Annotated in this window: 20 protein-coding genes and 1 tRNA gene; 11 read left to right on the top strand and 10 right to left on the bottom strand. The window is 74.3% G+C overall.

Annotation, left to right across the window (positions count from 1 at the left end):
• Positions 1 to 128: 128 nt before the first annotated feature.
• The 9 genes from ACF1A5_RS32205 to ACF1A5_RS32165 all read left to right on the top strand — a co-directional run bounded on the left by ACF1A5_RS32205 (position 129) and on the right by ACF1A5_RS32165 (position 9,754).
• Positions 129 to 947, top strand: a complete 819-nt coding sequence (locus tag ACF1A5_RS32205; RefSeq protein WP_392196400.1) for an SAM-dependent methyltransferase — start codon at positions 129 to 131, stop codon at positions 945 to 947.
• Between the two features lie 50 nt (positions 948 to 997).
• Positions 998 to 2,401 (top strand): glutamine synthetase family protein, encoded by a 1,404-nt coding sequence (locus ACF1A5_RS32200; RefSeq protein WP_392196399.1) that lies wholly within the window; start codon positions 998 to 1,000, stop codon positions 2,399 to 2,401.
• A 52-nt stretch (positions 2,402 to 2,453) separates the two neighbouring features.
• Positions 2,454 to 3,626: an amidohydrolase family protein gene (locus ACF1A5_RS32195; RefSeq protein WP_392196398.1), complete on the top strand. Its 1,173-nt coding sequence runs from the start codon at positions 2,454 to 2,456 to the stop codon at positions 3,624 to 3,626.
• Between the two features lie 81 nt (positions 3,627 to 3,707).
• Positions 3,708 to 4,235, top strand: a complete 528-nt coding sequence (locus ACF1A5_RS32190) for an NUDIX hydrolase family protein (RefSeq protein WP_392196418.1) — start codon at positions 3,708 to 3,710, stop codon at positions 4,233 to 4,235.
• Positions 4,236 to 4,426: 191 nt separating this feature from the next.
• On the top strand, positions 4,427 to 5,386 hold the full coding sequence (locus ACF1A5_RS32185; protein WP_392196397.1) for an STM4015 family protein: 960 nt from the start codon (positions 4,427 to 4,429) through the stop codon (positions 5,384 to 5,386).
• A 13-nt stretch (positions 5,387 to 5,399) separates the two neighbouring features.
• On the top strand, positions 5,400 to 6,506 hold the full coding sequence (locus ACF1A5_RS32180; protein ID WP_392196396.1) for an STM4014 family protein: 1,107 nt from the start codon (positions 5,400 to 5,402) through the stop codon (positions 6,504 to 6,506).
• Between the two features lie 90 nt (positions 6,507 to 6,596).
• The gene (locus ACF1A5_RS32175; RefSeq protein WP_392196417.1) at positions 6,597 to 7,403 is read left to right on the top strand and encodes an STM4013/SEN3800 family hydrolase; all 807 of its coding nucleotides are present in this window, start codon (positions 6,597 to 6,599) and stop codon (positions 7,401 to 7,403) included.
• Between the two features lie 41 nt (positions 7,404 to 7,444).
• Positions 7,445 to 8,815, top strand: coding sequence for an STM4012 family radical SAM protein (locus tag ACF1A5_RS32170; protein WP_392196416.1), 1,371 nt, complete (start codon positions 7,445 to 7,447; stop codon positions 8,813 to 8,815).
• A gap of 6 nt (positions 8,816 to 8,821) precedes the next feature.
• A complete protein-coding gene (locus ACF1A5_RS32165; protein WP_392196395.1) occupies positions 8,822 to 9,754 on the top strand; it encodes an STM4011 family radical SAM protein in 933 nt (310 codons plus the stop codon).
• An 83-nt stretch (positions 9,755 to 9,837) separates the two neighbouring features.
• Here the strand turns inward: ACF1A5_RS32165 and ACF1A5_RS32160 are convergent.
• A tRNA-Pro gene (locus ACF1A5_RS32160) sits at positions 9,838 to 9,911 on the bottom strand.
• 139 nt (positions 9,912 to 10,050) lie between these two features.
• On the opposite strand from ACF1A5_RS32160, the gene ACF1A5_RS32155 reads away from it, so the two are divergent.
• Positions 10,051 to 10,758: a transketolase gene (locus tag ACF1A5_RS32155; RefSeq protein WP_392196394.1), complete on the top strand. Its 708-nt coding sequence runs from the start codon at positions 10,051 to 10,053 to the stop codon at positions 10,756 to 10,758.
• A gap of 102 nt (positions 10,759 to 10,860) precedes the next feature.
• Entirely contained in the window at positions 10,861 to 11,787 is a 927-nt protein-coding gene (locus ACF1A5_RS32150) for a transketolase family protein (protein ID WP_392196393.1), read from the top strand.
• 52 nt (positions 11,788 to 11,839) lie between these two features.
• On the opposite strand, the gene ACF1A5_RS32145 is transcribed toward ACF1A5_RS32150, so the two are convergent.
• The 9 genes from ACF1A5_RS32145 to ACF1A5_RS32105 form a co-directional block, all read right to left on the bottom strand.
• Positions 11,840 to 12,199, bottom strand: a complete 360-nt coding sequence (locus tag ACF1A5_RS32145) for an MmcQ/YjbR family DNA-binding protein (protein WP_392196392.1) — start codon at positions 12,197 to 12,199, stop codon at positions 11,840 to 11,842.
• Between the two features lie 35 nt (positions 12,200 to 12,234).
• A complete protein-coding gene (locus ACF1A5_RS32140) occupies positions 12,235 to 13,137 on the bottom strand; it encodes a LysR family transcriptional regulator (protein ID WP_392196391.1) in 903 nt (300 codons plus the stop codon).
• A gap of 122 nt (positions 13,138 to 13,259) precedes the next feature.
• On the bottom strand, positions 13,260 to 14,459 hold the full coding sequence (locus tag ACF1A5_RS32135) for a glycine C-acetyltransferase (protein ID WP_392196390.1): 1,200 nt from the start codon (positions 14,457 to 14,459) through the stop codon (positions 13,260 to 13,262).
• 26 nt (positions 14,460 to 14,485) lie between these two features.
• Positions 14,486 to 15,514, bottom strand: a complete 1,029-nt coding sequence (tdh, locus tag ACF1A5_RS32130; RefSeq protein WP_392196389.1) for an L-threonine 3-dehydrogenase — start codon at positions 15,512 to 15,514, stop codon at positions 14,486 to 14,488.
• A 184-nt stretch (positions 15,515 to 15,698) separates the two neighbouring features.
• Entirely contained in the window at positions 15,699 to 16,277 is a 579-nt protein-coding gene (locus ACF1A5_RS32125) for a GAF domain-containing protein (RefSeq protein WP_392196388.1), read from the bottom strand.
• 59 nt (positions 16,278 to 16,336) lie between these two features.
• Positions 16,337 to 16,954 carry an ATP/GTP-binding protein gene (locus tag ACF1A5_RS32120; RefSeq protein ID WP_392196387.1) on the bottom strand — a complete coding sequence of 206 codons (618 nt, stop codon included), beginning with the start codon at positions 16,952 to 16,954 and terminating at the stop codon, positions 16,337 to 16,339.
• Positions 16,932 to 17,309: a DUF742 domain-containing protein gene (locus ACF1A5_RS32115; protein ID WP_392196386.1), complete on the bottom strand. Its 378-nt coding sequence runs from the start codon at positions 17,307 to 17,309 to the stop codon at positions 16,932 to 16,934. The genes ACF1A5_RS32120 and ACF1A5_RS32115 overlap by 23 nt, the downstream gene beginning before the upstream one ends.
• The gene (locus ACF1A5_RS32110) at positions 17,306 to 17,740 is read right to left on the bottom strand and encodes a roadblock/LC7 domain-containing protein (RefSeq protein WP_392196385.1); all 435 of its coding nucleotides are present in this window, start codon (positions 17,738 to 17,740) and stop codon (positions 17,306 to 17,308) included. Before ACF1A5_RS32110 ends, ACF1A5_RS32115 begins: the two co-directional genes overlap by 4 nt.
• 68 nt (positions 17,741 to 17,808) lie before the next feature.
• Entirely contained in the window at positions 17,809 to 19,956 is a 2,148-nt protein-coding gene (locus tag ACF1A5_RS32105; protein ID WP_392196384.1) for an ATP-binding protein, read from the bottom strand.
• Between the last annotated feature and the right edge of the window lie 237 nt (positions 19,957 to 20,193).

Genomic DNA, 20,193 nt, shown 5'->3' with positions numbered 1-20,193 from the left:
CAAAAAGGGACCGAGGATCCGCTTCTCCCGGTCCTCCCGATTCCCGGGACAGCGTGATCACCGGGCGGCACAATGGCGGCGACGGCCGCCTGGGGCGGGACGGACCACGAGGAAACCGGAGCGCAGACGTGAGCGAGACCCACAGCACCTCGGGCGGATCGCCGAGGCTGAACACCGGGGTGGCGCACAACGCGCGCGTGTGGAACTACTGGCTCGGCGGCAAGGACCACTACGAGGTCGACCAGCGGGTCGGCGAGCACGTCGCCGGGATGTTCCCGGTGATCCGCGACGTGGCGCGCGCGGACCGCGACTTCCTCGGCCGGGCGGTCCGCCATCTGACCGCCGAGCGCGGAGTGCGGCAGTTCCTGGACATCGGCACCGGTCTGCCGACGGTGGACAACACCCACGAGATAGCCCAGCGGATCGCGCCCGACTCCCGCATCGTCTACGTCGACAACGACCCGATCGTCCTGGTGCACGCCCGCACGCTGCTCACCAGCACGTCCGAGGGCGTCACCGACTACATCGACGCCGACGTGCACGACCCGGACACCATCGTCGAGCGCGCCGCCGCGACCCTCGACTTCGGCCGGCCCGTCGCGGTGATGATGCTGGGCATCCTCAACTTCGTCCTGGACACCGACGAGGCGCACGAGACGGTCCGCCGCGTCATGGCCGCGGTGCCCTCGGGCAGCTTCCTGGTGCTGACCCACCCCACCTACGACGCCGACCTCGGCGGCGAGGGCAACATCCCGGCCATGGAGTTCTGGAACGCGAACGCCACGCCGCCGATCACGGCCCGTGGCCGTGCCGAGATCGCCGCCTTCCTCGAGGGACTGGACCTGGTCGAACCGGGCCTGGTCCCGTGCTCGCAGTGGCGCGCCGACTCCGGCTCCGGCGCCCCGGCCGTGGTACCGCAGTTCGGCGCGGTGGCCGTGAAACCCTGACGCGGGCGGCCCGGCGCCGCCGGACCGTCACCGCGCGCCGAGGAGGACGTATGACCACCCTTGCCGATCCCGTCCCCGGTGGGCGTCCCGGTGACCTCGAGCGGGCCACCGCGCTCGGCGGCGAGCTGGCCGGCCGGGGTGTGCACGGCGTCGTCCTGGCCTACGTCGACACCGCCGGCGTGGCCCGCGTCAAGACCGTGCCGACCGCGAAACTGCCCTCGGCCGCGGCCTGGGGCGTCGGCATGTCGCCGGTGTTCGACACCTTCCTGGCCGACGACTCCATCGTCGCCACCGACGTCCTCGGCTCCCCGGACGGGGATCTGCGGCTCTACCCGGACCTCGACCACCTGGTCGTCCTGTCCGGGCAGCCCGGCTGGGCCTGGGCCCCGGTGGACCGGATCACCCAGGAGGGCACGCGCCATCCCGGGTGCGGCCGCACCGCGCTGCGCCGGATCGTCGCGGAGGCCGAGCAGCGGCACGGCATCACCTTCCGGGCCGGTATCGAGATCGAGTGGGCCGTCGGCCAGGGCGGCGCGCCCGACGGGGAGTTCGTACCGGCGGTGACCGGACCGGCGTACGGCGCCGCCCGGCAGGTGGAGCTGAGCGACTGCGCCGCCGATCTGCTGGCGGCGCTGGCCGCGCAGGGCGTGGACGTGGAACAGCTCCATCCCGAGTACGCCGCCGGGCAGTTCGAGGTCTCGGTCGGCGCGCTCGACCCCGTGGCGGCGGCCGACCGGAGCGTACTGGTGCGGCAGACCGTCCGCGCCGTGGCCCGGCGCCACGGGCTGAAGGTCTCCTTCTCCCCCGCCGTCACCGCGGGGGACGTCGGCAACGGCGGCCACGTCCACCTCTCCGCCTGGCGCGACGGCGTCAACCTGCACTCCGGTGGTCAGGGCCGGTACGGCATGACCGCCGCGGCCGAGTCCTTCGTGGCCGGCCTGCTCGCCCGGCTCCCGGCGCTGACCGCGGTGACCGCGCCGAGCCCGGCCAGCTATCTGCGGCTCCGCCCCTCCCAGTGGGCGGGGACGTTCACCGCGTGGGGCCGGGAGACCCGGGAGGCCGCCGTCCGCGTGGTCACCGGCACCCAGGGCGTGCGCGACCGGGCCGCGAACCTGGAGGTCAAGCCGGTCGACCTCGCCGCCAACCCGTACCTCGCCCTCGGCTGCCTGATCGCGGCCGGCCTGGACGGGCTGACCTCGTCCGCGTCCCTGCCCGAGGAGATCACCGGGGACCCGGCCCGGCTCGACGCGGCCGAGGCCGCGGCCCGCGGGGTACGGCGCCTGCCCTCCTCGCTGGCGGAGGCGGTCACCGCCTTCCGCGCGGACACGCTGCTGCGCTCCGCCCTCGGGCCCGTCCTCGCCGACGCGGTGATCGCGGTGCGCGAGGGGGAGATCGCGGCCGTGGAGGGGCTGGACGACGAGCAGGTCGCGGCGGCGTACCGCTGGGCCTACTGATGGGCGGGACCCGGTCCGGGGCGGGACCCGTGGCCCGGTGCCGGACGTGCCGATGACGGCGACCGCGGGAAGCGCCGGACCGGTGCACGAGACGCTCGCCGCGCTGCCGCTCGTGGACCATCACTGCCACCCGGTGGTCTCCACTGACCTGGACCGGCCGGGCTTCGAGGCGCTGATCAGCGAGGGCGGCGCGTGGCCGGGCAGCGGCATCTCCACCTTCGACAGCCCGGTCGGCGTGGCCGTGCGCCGCCACTGCGCCCCGGTGCTCGGCCTGCCCCGGCACGCCCCCGCCGACGTCTACCTGGCCCGGCGCGCGGAGTTGGGGGCTTCCGAGGTGAACCGGCGCCTGCTCAGCGCCGCGTGGGCGGACGTGTTCTGCGTCGACACCGGATTCGTGCCCGAGCACGCGGGCACTCCGGCGGAGCTGGCCGCGGCCGCGGGCGGGAACGCGAGGGCCTACGAGGTCGTACGGCTGGAGAGCGTGGCGGAGGCCGTGGCGGCGCGCGGGGTCGAACCCGGCGAGTACGGCGCGGTGTTCCGCGCGGCCGCGCAGGAGGCCGTACGGCGGCCGGGCGTGCTGGCGGTGAAGTCGGTGGCCGCCTACCGCACCGGCTTCGGCCTGGACCCGGCCCGCCCCTCGGAGGCCGAGGTCGCGCGGGCGGCGGCGCGCTGGACGGCGGGCGGCGGCCGGCGCCTGGACGACCCGGTCCTCGTGCGGCACCTGCTGTGGACGGCCGTCGACCTCGGCCTGCCGCTCCAACTGCACGCCGGATTCGGCGACAACGACCTGCGGCTGCACCGCGCGGACCCCGCCCTGCTCACCGACTGGCTGCATCGGACGGCCGGCACGATCCCGGTGCTGCTGCTGCACTGCTGGCCCTACCAGCGCCAGGCCGCCTATCTCGCGGCGGTCTTCGCGCGGGTGTACCTGGACGTCGGCCTGACGCTGCACCACGTGGGCCCCGGCCGGGCGCGGGAGATCCTGGCGGAGGCCCTGGAGATCACACCGTTCCGCAAACTGCTGTACAGCTCCGACGCCTACGGTGTGGCCGAGTTCCACCACCTCGGCGCGGTGGCCTTCCGGTCCGGACTGGCCGGTCTGCTGCAAGACCGGGTGGACACCGACGAGTTGAGTCTCGCGGACGCGCTGCGGATCGCCCGGTGGGCGGGACGGCACAATGCCCAGCGGGTCTACGGACTGACCGACGACGACCGGGAGGCCTGACCGGCAGGGGCCGGTCACGGTCGCCCGGTGCGGCACGCCCCAACCAGGAACACCTGAAAGTATGATCAAGCAATGTCTGACATGACCGAAACCACGCCGGGTTGGCTGACCACCGACGAACTGGAGTCGGCCCGCGCCCGCATGCCGATCCTGTACGTCGAGGCGGTGCCCGTGCGCGTCGACGACAGCGGCGAAGTGACCAGCATCGGCCTGCTCCTGCGCATCGGGCCGGACGGCACGGTCAGCCGGACCCTGGTCTCCGGCCGGGTACTGCACCACGAGCGGGTGCGGGACGCCCTGCTGCGCCATCTGGAGAAGGACCTCGGTCCGGTGGCGCTGCCCCGGGTGCCCGCCTCCCTGCAGCCCTTCACCGTCGCGGAGTACTTCCCGACGGCGGGCGTCACGCCGTACCACGACCCCCGGCAGCACGCCGTGTCGCTGGCCTACGTCGTCCCGGTGACCGGTGACTGCCGTCCCCGGCAGGACGCCCTGGACCTGGTGTGGTTCAGCCCGCAGGAGGCCGTGTCGGCGGCGGTGCAGAGCGAGATGCCGGGCGGGCACGGCGTCCTCCTGAAGCAGGCGCTCGCCCACGTCGGACACGTGTCCTGAACGGCGCCCGGCGCCCCGCCCGCGGGCGCCGGAGCACGGGAGAGTCCCTTCGCCGTCGTCCGGCGCGGAACGCGGCGACGCGAGCCGCTCGTACCCGGCCGTCGGCCGCCCGCTCCGCCGAGGGCTTTGTCAGTGGTCCTTGCTACAACTTGCGGCAGTGGAGACCGCGATCGGCGAGGAGCGTCGGAGACATGAGCACAGCGAACCACCTGCGGGAGTGCGGCGGACTGCCCGTCTTCGACTTCCCCGGCCCCAAGGACGAGGGCACGAGGGCTCTGCCCGCGGCCGACGCCGTCGCGTGGCGGATCTCCTCGGACACCTATGACGCCGAGGAGGGCTGGCCGGCGGCGTTCGCCCGGTTCACGGCGGCCGTCGACACCACCCGCGTCCGCGCGATCGTCGTCGGCGCGTGGGAGGATGCGTACGAGGACGGCCCCGAGCCGGTGATCACCGCACTGCTCGACGCCAGGCCTGAACTGCCCGCCCTGCGCGCCCTGTTCCTCGGCGACATGGAGGCGGAGGAGTGCGAGATCTCCTGGATAATCCAGGGCGACGTCGCCCCGCTGCTGAACGGCTTCCCCGAACTGGAGGAGTTCGGCGTCCGCGGCGGCAGCAATCTGGTCTTCCCCGCGCTCACCCACCGGCGGCTGCGTTCGCTCACCGTGCAGACCGGCGGCCTGCCCGCCGCCGCCGTGCGCGGCATGGCGGCCGGTGACTTCCCCGCGCTGGAGCACCTCGACCTGTGGCTGGGCACGTCCGAGTACGGCGGCGACTGCGAGCTGTCCGACGTGGCACCGTTCCTGGAGGGGACCCGTCTGCCGAGCCTGCGTCACCTCGGCCTGCGCAACAGCGACATACAGGACGAGATCGCGGCCGCCGTGGCCTCGGCGCCCGTCGTCGCCCGGCTGGAGACCCTCGACCTGTCCATGGGCGTCCTCACCGACGAGGGCGCGACCGCGCTGCTCGGCGGCCGGCCGCTCACCCACCTCAAGAGGCTCGACCTCCACCACAACTACCTGAGCGATGCGGTGCGGGAGCGCTTCCGGGAGACCCTCGGGGGCGCCGGCGTGACGCTCGACCTGGAGCGGGGGTACGCCGAGGAGGACGAGGACGACGGCCGCGTCTGGCGCTACGTGGCCGTCGGCGAGTAGCGGACGTCCGGTGATGAGGGAGGAAGCGGCCCCGCGGCTCGTCGTCGTCGGGAACCCGGAGAACCGCCGCGTCGCCCTGTTCGCCCGGGCGGTGCGCGAGGCGGGGCTGCCCGCGCCGCGTGTCGTGTCCTGGGCGGCCGTGCTGCGGGACGGCGGCGCGTCCTTCGCGGGCGACGAGGTCGTACGGCTGGAGTCGCCCGGGGAGGACGGCGAGGTGGACCGAGCCCTGCGGGGCCTGGCCGACCCGACCCGGGTGGAGGGCGGCGCCCGCTGGTACGCGCGGTTCACCGCGGCCGTCCGCACGCTGACCGGCGGGGTGCGGCTCGACGATCCCGGCGAACTGGCCGTCCTCTTCGACAAGCGGCTCTGCCACCGCGCCCTCGACGAGGCCGGGGTGCCGGTGCCGCGGTCGCCGACGTCCGGCGGCGGCACCCCGGTGCGCGGCTGGGACGACGTACGGGCCCTGATGCGGGCGCACGGGATGCCGCGGGTGTTCGTCAAGCCCGCCCACGGGTCGTCGGCTTCCGGTGTGCTCGCCGTGGAGTCGGCGGGCCGCGGCCGGATCCGGGCGACCACCTCCGTGGAGGCGGCCGCGGACGGGCGGCTGCACAACTCCCTGCGGGTGCGCCGCGTCACGGGCGAGCGCGAGATCGCCGCCCTCGTCGACGCGCTGGCCCCGGACGGACTGCACGTCGAGCGGTGGTGGCCCAAGGCCTCCCTGGGCGACGGCCGTGCGGCCGACCTGCGGGTCGTCGTGGTGGCCGGCCGGGCCACGCACGCCGTGGTGCGCACCAGCCACTCCCCCATGACCAATCTTCACCTCGGCGGCCGGCGCGGCGATCTCGCCGCCGCCGTCGGGGCGGCGGGCCCCAACTGGGCCGAGGCCCTGCGGACCTGCGAACGCGCGGCGGCCTGCTTTCCCGGCACGCTGTGCGTCGGCGTCGACCTGCTCCCGGCCGTCGGCTGGGGCCGGTTCGCCGTCGCGGAGGTCAACGCCTTCGGCGACCTGCTGCCCGGCCTCACCGGCCTGCCCGGCAGCGGGGCCGAGGGCCTGGACACCTACGCGGCCCAGGTCGCCGCCCTCCAGGGCCCCCGGTGGCACCGCCGAGAGCACCACTGAGCCGGAACAGTGCGAGAACTGCGCAAGAGACAGCGCGAGAACCGAACGAGGACCCCCATGCGACCCCCCGAGGCCGGACCGCTTCCCGACATGAACGAGGTCGTCGGGCGCGACGACCTGCTCCTGGTCACCCTGGACACCCTGCGCCACGACGTGGCCGCCGAACTGGCCGCCGCCGGACGCATCCCGAACCTCGCCCGGCACCTGCCCGGCGGTACCTGGGAGAAGCGCCACGCGCCCGGCAGCTTCACCTACGCCTCCCACCAGGCCCTGTTCGCCGGGTTCCTGCCGACCCCGGCCGCTCCCGGGCCGCATCCGCGGCTGTTCGCGGCGCGCTTCGCCGGCAGCGAGACGACCGCCGGGCACACCTACGTCTTCGACACGCCCGACCTCGTCTCCGGCCTCGCGGCGGCCGGGTACCGCACGGTGTGCATCGGCGGCGTCGGATTCTTCAACAAGCAGGGGGCGCTGGGCGACGTCCTGCCGGGGATGTTCCAGGAGAGCCACTGGGAACCCGAGTTCGGCGTGCCCTCCCCCACGTCCTTCGAGGCGCAGGTGGAGCGGGCCGAGCAGGTCGTCGCCGGGCTTCCGGCGGACCGGCGGCTGTTCCTCTTCCTCAACGTGTCCGCGCTGCACCAGCCCAACTGGTTCCACCTGCCCGGCGCCACCCGCGAGGACGGCGACACCCGCGCCAGCCACGCCGCCGCCCTGGAGTACGTCGACCGGCACATCGGCAGGCTCTTCACCGCCATGAGCTCGCGCCGCCGCTGCTTCGCCGTCGTCTGCTCCGACCACGGCACCGCCTACGGCGAGGACGGCTACACCGGCCACCGCCTCGGCCACGAGGCCGTGTGGACCGTCCCGTACGCCCACTTCTTCCTGGAGCCCGCCGCATGAACCCCACCGACGGCACCGCCGTGAGCCCCCGTCAGAGCCGGATGGGCGCGCGCCCGAACCAGAGCGACGTGAGCGCGCGCCCGTACCAGAGTTATGTGTACGCCTATCCGCACAAGACGGCCTACCGGCCGCTGCCCGGCCGGCCCGCGCTGCGCGAGCTGTGGCGGGGCGAACGCAAGGACGCGCTCTCGCTCTACCTGCACATACCGTTCTGCGAGGTCCGCTGCGGCTTCTGCAACCTGTTCACCCGGATCGGCGCGCCCGACGGGCTCACGGGCCGCTATCTCGACGCCCTGGACCGCCAGGCGACCGCCGTCCGCGACGCGCTCGACGAGCGGGAGCCCGGCGCCGGCGGCACGCGCCCGGCGCGGTTCGCGAACGCGGCGTTCGGCGGGGGCACCCCCACCTTCCTCACCGCAGGCGAGCTGTCCCGGCTGTGCGACATCGCCGAGAAGCGCATGGGCGCCGACCTGCGGACGATCCCGCTCTCCGTGGAGGCGTCCCCCGCCACCGCCACCGCGGACCGGCTCGCCGTCCTGGCCGAGCGCGGCACGACCCGGCTCAGCATCGGCGTGCAGAGCTTCGTCGACGAGGAGGCCAGGGCCGCGGTACGGCCGCAGCGCCGGGCCGACGTCGAGGCCGCCCTCGGCCGCATCCGCGACGCCGCGATCCCCGTGCTCAACATCGACCTCATCTACGGCATCGACGGCCAGACGCCCGCCACCTGGCGGACCTCCCTGGACGCCGCGCTCGCCTGGCGCCCCGAGGAGCTCTACCTCTACCCGTTGTACGTGCGTCCCCTGACGGGCCTCGCCCGGCGCACCGCGCACACCGACCGCGCGTGGGACGAGCAGCGGCTGGCCCTGTACCGGCAGGGCCGCGACCACCTGCTCGCGCACGGGTACGAACAGGTGTCGATGCGGATGTTCCGCCGGTCCGGCGCGCCCGCGCAGGGCCCGGACGACCACGCCTGCCAGACCGACGGAATGATCGGCCTGGGCTGCGGCGCCCGCTCCTACACCTCCGCGCTGCACTACTCCTTCGACTACGCGGTCGGCATGGGCGAGATCCGCGCGATCGTCGACGACTACACGGCCACCGGTGACTTCGGCCGAGCCGTCCACGGCCGCCACGTCGACGGGGACGAGGCGCGCCGCCGCCACCTCCTGCAGTCGGTGCTCCAGGCACGGGGCATGCCGGTCGCCGGCTACCGCGACCGGTTCGGCAACGGCCCGTGGGACGACTTCCCCGGTGAGCTGGCCGCCTTCGCCGCGCGCGGCTGGCTGGAGGACGACGGCGCCGGTGACCTGCTGCGCCTCACCCCGGAGGGACTCGCCCACTCCGACGCGCTGGGTCCCGCGCTGTTCTCCCCCGCCGTGCGGGCCGCCATGGCCGCCTACGCGCCGAAGTAGCCCGCCATGGACCTGACGATGCTGTACCGCGGCCCGCTCGCCTCCTGCGACTACGACTGTCCCTACTGCCCGTTCGCGAAGCGGCGCGACAGCTCCGACCGGTTGCGCGCCGACCGCACCGCGCTCGAACGCTTCACCGACTGGGCCGGGAAACAGACCGGCGACCGGCTCTCCGTGCTGTTCACCCCCTGGGGCGAGGGACTCGTCCGCTCCTGGTACCGGCGGGCCCTGGTCACGCTGTCGCACCTGCCGCACGTCGAGCGGGTGGCCATCCAGACGAACCTGAGCTGTCGCACCGACTGGCTGGCGGACGCCGACCCCGGCACCGTCGCGCTGTGGTGCACGTACCACCCGGGCGAGACGCCGTACGAGCGGTTCCTGGCCAAGACGCGGGATCTCGCCGGGCGGGGCATCCGCTTCAGCGTCGGCGTCGTCGGGCTGCCCGGGCACCTGGAGCACGCCCGCCGGCTGCGCGCCGCGCTGCCCGCCGAGGTCTATCTGTGGGTCAACGCCGCCGAGGGCCACACCTACACCGACGACGAGGCGGACACCTGGACCGCGCTCGACCCGCTGTTCCCGTACAGCCGCCGTCCGCACCGCTCGGCCGGGCTGCCCTGCCGCACCGGCGAGACCGTGGTCTCCGTGGACGGCGACGGCACGGTCCGCCGCTGCCATTTCGTCCGCGCCGAGCTCGGCAACCTCTACGACGGCTCCTACCGCGCGGCGCTCGCGCCCCGGCCCTGCCCGCTGACGGCGTGCGACTGCCACATCGGCTACGTCCACCTGGAGACCCTGCCGCTGTACGACGTCTTCGCGGGCGGTGTCCTGGAGCGCGTCCCCGCGGGGTTCTCCGGGACCCTGCCGGGCGCGGCCGGCGCGGCCTCGCCGGTCGCGGCCCCGCCGGGCAGGTCCTTGCCCGGCACGGTCGGCGGCCCCTGACGGCTCGGGCCCCGCGGGGCCCGGAGACGGCGAAGGCCGCACCGGTGTGTTCCGGTGCGGCCTCCGACCTGCTGCTTCACAAGTCGGGACGACAGGATTTGAACCTGCGACCCCTTGACCCCCAGTCAAGTGCGCTACCAAGCTGCGCCACGTCCCGTTGCCCGTCTGACCTGGACTTTCCTCCGGCCGAACGTGCAGGAAAACAATACCGCACTCGGGTCGGTGGTCGCGCACCCCTTTTACGGGCGGGGCGCGCACTTGACCTCAACCTTGGTCGAGGTCGCACGATCGCCGGTATGACGATCACCGACGACCTCGGGCGCGCCCACGGGTACGCCGACCTGCCCCGGCTGATGGGGCTGATGACCGGCGACGAGAAGCACGGACCGGCCGCCACGTCCACGCTGGACGTGCTCTGGGTGCTCTACGACCGGGTGCTGGACGTCGCCCCCGACCGCCGGGACGACCCGGAACGGGACCGTTTCCTGCTGTCGAAGGGGCACGGGCCGATGGCGTACTACGCCGTCCTCGCCGCCAAGGGCTTCGTGCCCGTGAGCTGGCTGCCGGACTTCGGCGCGTACGACTCCCCGCTCGGACACCATCCGGACCGCCTGCTGGTGCCGGGCGCGGAGATCGGCAGCGGGTCGCTGGGGCACGGGCTGCCGATCGCCGTCGGCACCGCGCTGGGGCTGCGCGCCCAGGGGCTGAGCGCGCCGCGGGTGTGGGTGCTGATCGGGGACGCCGAGCTGGACGAGGGCAGCAACCACGAGGCCATCGCCTTCGCCGGTCCCGCGGGGCTGGAGCGGTTGCACACCGTCGTCGTGGACAACGCCTCCGCCAGCCATGCCCGCCCCGGCGGGATCGCCGCCCGCTTCGAGGCGGCGGGCTGGTCGGCGCTGACCGTCGACGGCCGGGACCACGAGGCGCTGCACGCCGCGTTCACGGCGCCGCATCCGGGCCGCCCGCACGTGGTCGTGGCCCGGGTCGAGCCGAAGTCCGTCTGACGCCCCGGCCACGGCCCCGCTCGCCCGCCCGCACTCCGCTCCCGGCCATCCCCCCTCGGCTCCCCGCTCGCTTCCGCCGATCCGCAAGAAGGGCTTTCCTCCATGGACACCATGCGCGACCGTCTCGCCCCCGTCGTCTCCCGCCTGCTCGACGAGGATCCGCGGGTCGCGGTCGTCCTCGCCGAGATCGGCAAGGACGGCTTCACCGACGCCCGGCGCGGGCATCCCGACCGGGTGATCAACGTAGGCATCCGCGAGCAGCTCCTGATCGGCGCCGCCGCGGGGCTGGCCCTGACCGGGATGCGGCCGGTGGTGCACACCTTCGCCAGCTTCCTCGTCGAGCGGCCCTTCGAGCAGGTCAAGCTGGACCTGGGGCACCAGGGGGCCGGCGCGGTGCTGGTGAGCGCGGCGGCCTCGTTCGACTGGCCCGCGGGCGGCTTCACGCACATGGCACCCGGCGACGTGGCGCTGCTCGACACCCTCGACGGCTGGACCGTGCACGTGCCGGGGCACCCCGACGAGGCGGAGAAGCTGCTGCGGCACGCGGTCTCGGCGGGGGACGACAAGGTGTACGTGCGGCTGTCGGCGCAGTCGAACGCCGAGGGCCGCCCGGTCGACGGGGAGCGCTTCCGCACCGTCCGCGAGGGCGGTGGCGGGGTGGTCGTCGCCGTGGGGCCGATGCTCGACGAGGTGCTCGCCGCGACGCGGGACCTGGACGTCACCGTCCTGTACGCGACGACCGTACGGCCCTTCGACGCGGCGGCGCTGCGCCGGGCCACGGCGTCGGCCGGGACGGACGTGGTCCTCGTCGAGCCCTGTCTGGCGGGGACCTCGACGGCGGCGGCGAACGACGCCCTGCGCGACCTCCCGCACCGGGTGCTGGGCCTCGGTGTGGGCCGCCGCGAGCTGCGGCGCTACGGGCGCGTCGAGGAGCACGTCGCCGCGCACGGACTCGACGCGCGATCCCTGCGGGAGAGCATCTCGGCCTTCGTCGGGCAGAGGGCCGGGCGGCCCGGGGTGGGAGCCTGACCGCCGGAGGCCGTCCTGGTGGCCGTCCCGATGGAAGTCCGGTGGCCGCCTCTCACCGCTCCGTGGGCAGCCCCAGCGCGGGGTACGTCTCCAGGAGCCGGGGCGGGGCGGCCTGGCGCCAGGAGTCGGCGAGGATGTCGCGCAGCTCGTCCTCGTCCTCCAGCGCGGCGAGACGGGCCCGGACCCAGGCGAAGTGCGCCTCGTGCCCGGCGACCCAGAACTTCCCGGGCTCGGCCCGGACCAGTTCGTCGCGCTCCTCCTTGGGGCAGCGCACGGCGAGGGAGGTCTCCTCCTCCGGCAGGGTGGCGAACATCTTGCCCGCCACCCGGAAGGTGGGCATGTTCCAGGCGAGCTTCTCCGTCGTGTCCGGCAGGGACAGGGCGATACGGCGTACGTCTTCGGCGTCGGGCATGACACGCACGCTAGCCCCTGCCACTGACATCGCCGTCAGGTGTGCGCGACGTCGCCCAGGGCCGCCAGTACCGGGCGGATCAGGGGATGTTCCTCGGCTCCCCGGCGGACGGCGGCGAAGACCCGGCGCGTGGGCGCGTCGCCGTCGACGGGGCGGACGACCACGCCGGTGAGGTCCATGCCGCGCAGCGCGGAACGGGGGACGAGGGCCACACCCGCGTCGGCGGAGGCGAGGGCCACCACCGCGCGGAAGTCGTCCGAGGAGTGCTCCATGCGGGGCTGGAAACCGGCGTTCTCGCAGGCCAGAATCACCACGTCATGACAGGGGTTGCCGGGGTAGGGCCCGATCCAGGGGTCCTTGGCCAGCCCGGCGAGCGGGACCTCGGCGGCGGCGGCCAGCGGGTGGGCGACCGGGACGACCGCGTCGAAGGGCTCGGCGTAGAGCGGGACGTGGGTCAGGCGGGGGTCGTCGGCGGGCGGTGCTCCCCGGTACTCGACCGCCACGGCCACGTCGACCTGCCGGTCCAGCACCATCGGCAGGCTCTCGTCGCCCTCGGCGTCCTGCACACGGATGCGTATGCCGGGGGACGTGCCGGCCAGGCGCGCCACCGCCGGGGCGACGACCAGGGCGATGCCGGTGGCGAAGGCCGCGACGGTGACCGTGCCGGCCGCGCCCGAGCGGTACGCCGCGAGCTCGGCCTCCGCGCGCTCGAGCTGGGCGAGGACCGCGTTGGTGTGGCTGAGCAGGATCTCGCCGGCCGGGGTCAGCCGTACGCCCTTGGCGCCGCGCTCCACGAGCCGGTGGCCGGTCTCCTGCTCCAGGGCCGTGAGCTGCTGCGAGACCGCGGAGGGGGTGAGGTACAGCGCGGCGGCAGCCGCGGTGACCGTACGGTGGTCGGCCACCGCCCGGAGGATGTGCAGCCGCCGTGCCTCGATCATGCCCCCGATTATCGCAAGCCCGAGGGGCGTCCCGGCCCCCGGCGGTAACCGGGCCGGCCGGGCAGCCGGCCGTCCCCGCCGCCGGCCCTCCGGTCCGAACGGGGAGCCGGCCGCCCCCGCCGTCAGCCCTCCAGTTCGGCCCGGGCCGCGACGAACGCGTCGACCGCGCGGTCGACGTCGGCCGTCGAGTGGGCGGCGGACAGCTGGACGCGGATACGGGCCTGGCCCTGCGGCACCACCGGGTAGGAGAAGCCGATGACGTACACGCCGCGCTCCAGCAGCAGCTCGGCCATTCGGCCGGCCCGGCCCGCGTCGCCGATCATCACGGGCGCGATGGCGTGGTCGCCGGGAAGGATGTCGAAGCCCTCCTCGGTCATGCGGCGACGGAACAGCGCGGTGTTCTCGGCCAGCCGGACGCGCAGGTCGTCCGCGGACTCCAGCAGGTCCAGCACCTTCAGGGAGGCGGCCGCGATCACCGGGGCGAGCGTGTTGGAGAACAGGTACGGCCGGGAACGCTGGCGCAGCAGGGCGACGATCTCGGCACGGGCGGCGACGTAGCCGCCGGAGGCTCCGCCGAGCGCCTTGCCGAGGGTGCCGGTGATGATGTCGACGCGGTCCATGACCCCGTGCAGTTCGGGCGTGCCGCGGCCGCCGGGTCCGACGAAGCCGACGGCGTGCGAGTCGTCGACCATGACCATCGCGTCGTAGCGGTCGGCGAGGTCGCAGATCTCACGCAGCGGCGCCACGTAGCCGTCCATCGAGAAGACGCCGTCGGTGACGATCAGCCTGCGCCGGGCGCCGCCCTCGGCGGCCTCCTTCAGCTGCCGCTCCAGGTCCGCCATGTCGCGGTTGGCGTAGCGGAAGCGGCGGGCCTTGGACAGGCGGATGCCGTCGATGATCGAGGCGTGGTTGAGGGCGTCGGAGATCACCGCGTCCTCCGCGCCGAGCAGCGTCTCGAAGACACCGCCGTTGGCGTCGAAGCAGGAGGAGTACAGGATCGTGTCCTCCTGGCCGAGGAACGCCGACAGCCGCGCCTCGAGCTCCTTGTGCACCTCCTGGGTGCCGCAGATGAAGCGCACCGAGGCCATGCCGTAGCCCCAGCGGTCCAGGGCCGCGTGGGCGGCGGCGACGACCTCGGGGTGGTCGGCGAGGCCGAGGTAGTTGTTGGCGCAGAAGTTGAGCACCTCGCCGGGGCGGCCGCCGGCGCTGACGGCGACGGTCGCGGACTGCGGGGTGGCGATGACGCGCTCGGGCTTGTGCAGGCCGGCGGCACGGATCTCGTCGAGGGTGGCGCGCAGGTCGTCGCGCACGGAGTCGAACATCGTGAAGCTCCTAGGAAGCAGATGACTTACGCGGTCCAGTCGAGGATGACCTTGCCGCCGCGGCCGCTCGCCGCGTCGGCGAACGCCGCCTCGAAGTCGCGGTAGTCGTACCGGCCGGTGATGACGGGCGCGAGGTCCAGGCCGCCTTCCAGCAGCACCGACATCGCGTACCACGTCTCGAACATCTCCCGGCCGTAGATGCCCTTGACGGTGATCATGGAGGTGACGATCCGCGCCCAGTCGACCGGGAACTCCTGGGACGGCAGGCCCAGCATCGCGATCCGGCCGCCGTGCGTCATGTTGGCGATCATGTCCCGCATCGCCTCCGGGCGGCCGGACATCTCCAGGCCGATGTCGAAGCCCTCGCGCAGGCCGAGCGCGCGCTGCCCGTCGGCGATGGTGGCCTCGGAGACGTCGAGCGCGAGGCTCACGCCGATCTTCCGGGCCAGTTCGAGCCGCTCCTCGCTCACGTCGGTGATGACGACGTTCCGCGCGCCGGCGTGCCGGGCGACGGCCGCCGCCATCAGACCGATCGGCCCCGCCCCGGTGATCAGGACGTCCTCACCGACCAGCGGGAAGGACAGCGCGGTGTGCACGGCGTTGCCGAACGGGTCGAAGATCGCGGCGACGTCGAGGTCGACGGGGACCCGGTGCACCCAGACGTTGGCGGCGGGAAGTGCGACGTACTCGGCGAAGGCACCGTCCCGGCCGACCCCGAGGCCGACCGTGGCCCGGCACAGGTGGCGGCGGCCGGCCTGGCAGTTGCGGCACTTGCCGCACACCAGGTGGCCCTCGCCGCTGACCCGGTCGCCGGGCTTGATGTCGCTGACGTCGCGGCCGGTCTCGACGACCTCGCCCACGAACTCGTGCCCGATCGTGAGCGGGGTGCGGATCGCCTGCTGCGCCCACCCGTCCCAGGCCCGGATGTGCAGGTCGGTGCCGCAGATGCCGGTCCGCAGGACCTTGATCAGTACGTCGCCGGGTCCCACGGCGGGCTCGGGGACGTCCGCGAGCCACAGTCCGGGCTCCGCCTTCTCCTTGACCAGCGCCTTCAACGCTACGGCTCCTGTGGTTCGACCCCGGGTCCGGGCATGACGAAGCGGCCCGCGCCCGGGGAGAGGGGTGGAATCGCGTAGCAATCTGCCCTACGGCGGCGTGCTGGTCCATCGAGGTTTTCTTAAGCGCGGTCACAGCTTTCCTACACACCCCCCGGGTCGCGCCCCCGGTTGCGGCGCCGGTTCAGATCAGGAAACCCCCTGGCTCGCGCCCCTCCAGCAGCGGGACGAGTTCGGCCGCCGCCGACTTGATGGTGTCCAGCCCCTCCCGGCCCCAGGGCCGGGGCTCGACGTCGACGACGCAGACCGTGCCCAGCACCGTCCGCGTGCTGTCGATGAGCGGGGCGCCGAGGTAGGAGCGGATGCCGAACTCGTCGACGACCGGGTTGCCCGCGAAGCGCGGGTAGTCGCACACGTCCTCCAGCACCAGCGCCTTGCGCCGCGCCACCACGTGGGGGCAGAAGCCGTGGTCGCGGGCCAGATAGCGGCCCACCTCCGGCCGGGTTCCGTCGGTGTCGACGGTCAGCACGTCCCGTTCGGGCCGGTGCAGTCCGGCGAAGAACTGCCGTTCCCCGTCGAGGAAGTTGACCATCGCGTACGGCGCCCCGGTGCGGCGGGCGAGACGGTCCGCGAAGGCGTCGAGGGCGGGCTCGGAACGCTCCCCCAGGCCGAGCCCGCGCAGCCGCGCGGTGCGGGCGGGGGCGTCCCGGTCCTCGGGGGTGAGCAGCAGCCGACCGGCCGGGCGGGGCGGGTCGTAGCTCATGGCCGGGTTCCGACGCTGTGCGCGTATGTCATGTTCGGGCTCCGTGGCGGGGGGCGGGGTCACCGGTGGGCGCCGTGGCTCGGCGCGGGGGCGGGGGCGTGGGCGAGGAGATGACGGACCAGGGCGAGCAGCGTCTGGACGCTGGAGCTGGAGATGCGGGCGTCGCAGCGGACGACGGGCACCAGCGCGTCGAGGTCCAGCGCGGCCCGTACCTCCTCGGGGTCGTAGCGGTAGGAGCCGTCGAACTCGTTGACGGCGACGATGAAGGTGAGGCCGCGCTGCTCGAAGAAGTCGACGGCCGCGAAGCACTCCTCCAGGCGGCGGGTGTCGGCCAGGATCACCGCGCCGAGCGCGCCCTCGGACAGCTCGTCCCACATGAACCAGAACCGCTCCTGTCCGGGCGTGCCGAACAGGTAGAGCACGTGGTGCGCGTCGAGGGTGATACGGCCGAAGTCCATCGCCACGGTCGTCTCGACCTTGTTCTCGATGCCGTCGAGATTGTCCGTGGCCGCGCCGACCGTGGTGAGCAGTTCCTCCGTGCTGAGCGGCGCGATCTCGCTCACCGCGCCCACGAAGGTCGTCTTGCCGACGCCGAATCCGCCCGCCACCAGGATCTTCAGCGCGGTGGGGAAGGGGTCGGCGCCGCCGTCGTAGTCAGAGCTGTCGTCGTAGTCCATCGAGCACTGCCTCCAGAAGGGCCCGGTCAGTGGGTTGGTGGTGGAACGCGGGGGGCTTGGTGGTCAGCGCCCCCCAGTCGACGAGGTCGGACAGCAGCACCTTGGTCACCGCCACCGGCAGCCGCAGGTGGGCGGCGACCTCGGCGACCGGGGCGGGGGCGCGGCACCGGTCGAGCGCCTGGGAGTGCTCGGGTCCCAGGTAGCCGAGCGGGGTGACTCCGGTGGCCATCACCTGCGACATCAGGTCGAGTGCGATGCTCGGCCGGGTGCGGCCGTTGCTGACCGTGAACGGGCGTACCAGCCGTCCGGCCGCGTCGTCGAGCCAGGGCCCGTCGCCGGCCGTCGCCGCGCTCAAGGCCTCAGCGCCGGGGGTTCGACGGCGTGCTGGCGGGGAGCGGTCGCGAGGTAGGGCCGGACGCTCTTGACCAGCATCGCCATCTCGTAGCCCAGGACCGCCGCGTCGGCCTCGCGGCCGGCGAGCACGGCCAGGCAGGTGCCGGAACCCGCGGTGGCGACGAACAGCAGGGTCGAGTCGAGTTCGACGACGACCTGCCGCACCTCCCCGCCGTCGCCGAAGCGGGCACCGGCGCTGCGGCCGAGCGAGTACAGGCCGGAGGCCAGGGCGGCCATGTGGTCGGCGCTGTCGGGATCGAGGCCGTGGACGGACTTCACCAGCCCGTCGCAGGACAGCAGGACGGCGCTGCTGGTGTGCGGTACGCGCTGCACGAGGCCGCTCATCAGCCAGTCGAGATCGGAAACATGGCCGGTCGGCGCATCGCTCGCCATGGTGGATCGACTCCTTGGGGTACGAAGGTCTGCGGGAGCACTGGGGGTGGGGGCGGTGGGCGGGCCGGTCATCCCGTCGGCGTGCTCCCGTCGTGCCGGGCGGTGAGGTGGTGTCCGGGCGCGGCCGGTCCGTCCTGCGCGCCGAACGTCTCGGCGGGGGCGGGCGCGTCCGGTGCCTCGCCCTCCGGGGGCGCGTCCGGGGTCTGTACGTCCCGACTGTGGGGGGCGGCCGGGGCGTCGCAGGCGTACGGGGGGTCCGGCTCGGGACGGGCCGGTTCCCGGTGCGGCTGGGCCTCGGCCAGGTCGATGCCGCGCTGGAAGGCGGCCATCAGGCCCGGGTCGTGGCCGGCGCCCTCGGTGTCCTGGCGTGGCAGCGGGCCGCCGCGCAACTGGGGCACGATGTGCTGCTGGGCCCGGCGCCGGGGCAGTTGGGGCTTTCCCATGGTGCCGCGTACGGCGTCGGCGCGCGGGGTGGGGGACATGGCCACGTTCGCCGCGACGACGGGCCGGTCCTCGGGTCTGACGCCGGGCGCGGCGTCCGCCGGGTTCGGCCGCTCCCTGCGGGCTCCTCGCCGGGGCAGCGGCGCCGGTCCGCCGCCGTGCGCGGGCGCGCCGGTCCGTACGTCACCCGGGGCGCCGGCCGTGGCGTCCGCGGACACGGCCGGCGGGGCCCCCGCGTCGGCGGTCCGGGCAGGGCCCGGGTCGCCGCGCAGGTCCCGGCCGGTCCCGGCCGGGGCGGGGCGTACCCCCTCGTGCGGGTCCGGGGCGGGAGCGCGGACGTGGGCGTCGTCCGGGGGCGGGGTGGCCGCCGGAGGCGTGGGTGCGCGGTGGGGCGTGCCGGGGCGCCCCGCCGGTGTGCCCGGGCCGCCGGCCGCCGGGCCCGGGACGTACGGTGCCGGGATCGCGGCCCGCCGCCCGTTCACCGGCGTGTGCGGTTCCGGAGGCGACTGCGGGTGGAGCTGCCGGAGCGGCTGCGGCTGGAACTGGGCCGGTGCTCCGGGGAGGGGCGCTGCCGTGCCCAGCAGCGCCTGCGGCACCACGAGGACCGCCTGCACACCACCGTAGATGTTGCTCTGCAGGCGGACGGAGATGCCGTGCCGCTTGGCGAGCTGGGACACCACGAACAGCCCGATGCGGCCGTCGGCGAGCAGGCCGGCCACGTTGACCTGGTCGGGGTCGGCGAGCAGCGCGTTCATCCGGGCGTGCTCGGCGGGCGGCATCCCGAGACCGCGGTCCTCGACCTCCACGGCGAGTCCGGAGGTGACGAGGCTGGCGCGCAGCAGGACCTGGGTCTGCGGGGCGGAGAACACGGTGGCGTTCTCGACGAGTTCGGCGAGCAGGTGGATGACGTCGGCCACGACGTGGCCGCGCAGTTCGCCGTCGACGGGCGGGACGAGCTTGACCCGCGAGTACTGCTCGACCTCGGCGATGGCCGAACGCAGCACCTCGGTCATGGAGACCGGGTTGCTCCACTGCCGGCGGGAGACGGCGCCGCCGAGCACGGCGAGGTTCTCGGCGTGCCGGCGGATGCGGGTGGCGAGGTGGTCGACGTGGAAGAGCCCCTTGAGCAGGTCGGGGTCCTCGATCTCGTTCTCCAGCTCGTCGAGGATGGAGATCTCGCGGTGCACCAGGGACTGCAGGCGCCGGGCGAGGTTGACGAAGACCTCCAGCTTCTGTTCGCTGCCCGACTGGCTGGAGAGCTGGGCGGCCTGGACGACGGCGGTGACGGCGCCGTCGTGGGCGCGGGCCAGGTCGGCGGCGAGCAGTTCGAAGTCGTCGGCGCCCTCGGGGGGTCCGCCGGGTGCCTTGCGCGGCGCCGGGGCCTCGCCGTGGCGCAGCGTCTCCAGGAGGGTCCGCAGGTCGGACTCGAGGTGCGCGGTGCCGCCGCGCAGGGCGGCGATCCGGTCGTGGACGGAGCGGGCGGCGCGGCCGGCGGCGACGGCGGCGATCCCGATGCCCGCGAGCGCCACCGAGAGCGCCCCGGCGAGGACGACCCACAGGGTGAGGCCGGGACGTGCCCCGGTGGAGCGCACCGTGAACAGCACGGCGGCGCAGGCGGCGAGGGCGACCGCGGTCGGCGGGAGCACCGCCAGCCGCATCAGCTGGGGTCGTAGGGCGGTGTCGGGCGGCGAGGGGACGGTGCGGGTCACCGGCCGCCCGTGCCGCCCGCCCTCGCGGCGGTCTGCGCGTGCGACCGGTGCACGGAGGTGAGACATCTGTTCCTCGTACTGGTCCGTCTGGTCCGTCGGGCCCGTGATGCGCGCGCCTGGTGCGCGAGCGGGCATGCGCCTTCGCTGTGCCGGTCGGGGGAGCGGGAGGAACCGGCCCCGCGTCGCCCGACCGCCACTCACAGTAGTCACCAACGCAACTTGCGCGGTGGGCAGTTGACGAAATCACCCAGGACGCGTCCCGCTCTGGTATGAGGGTTCGTACGACAGAGCGAGGCGCGGCGC

Origin of the sequence: Streptomyces sp. NPDC014864, from assembly GCF_043081525.1 — a bacterium.
Classification (GTDB): domain Bacteria; phylum Actinomycetota; class Actinomycetes; order Streptomycetales; family Streptomycetaceae; genus Streptomyces.
Note: the sequence above shows the minus strand (reverse complement) of the source record. Positions and strands in the feature narration are given on the sequence as shown.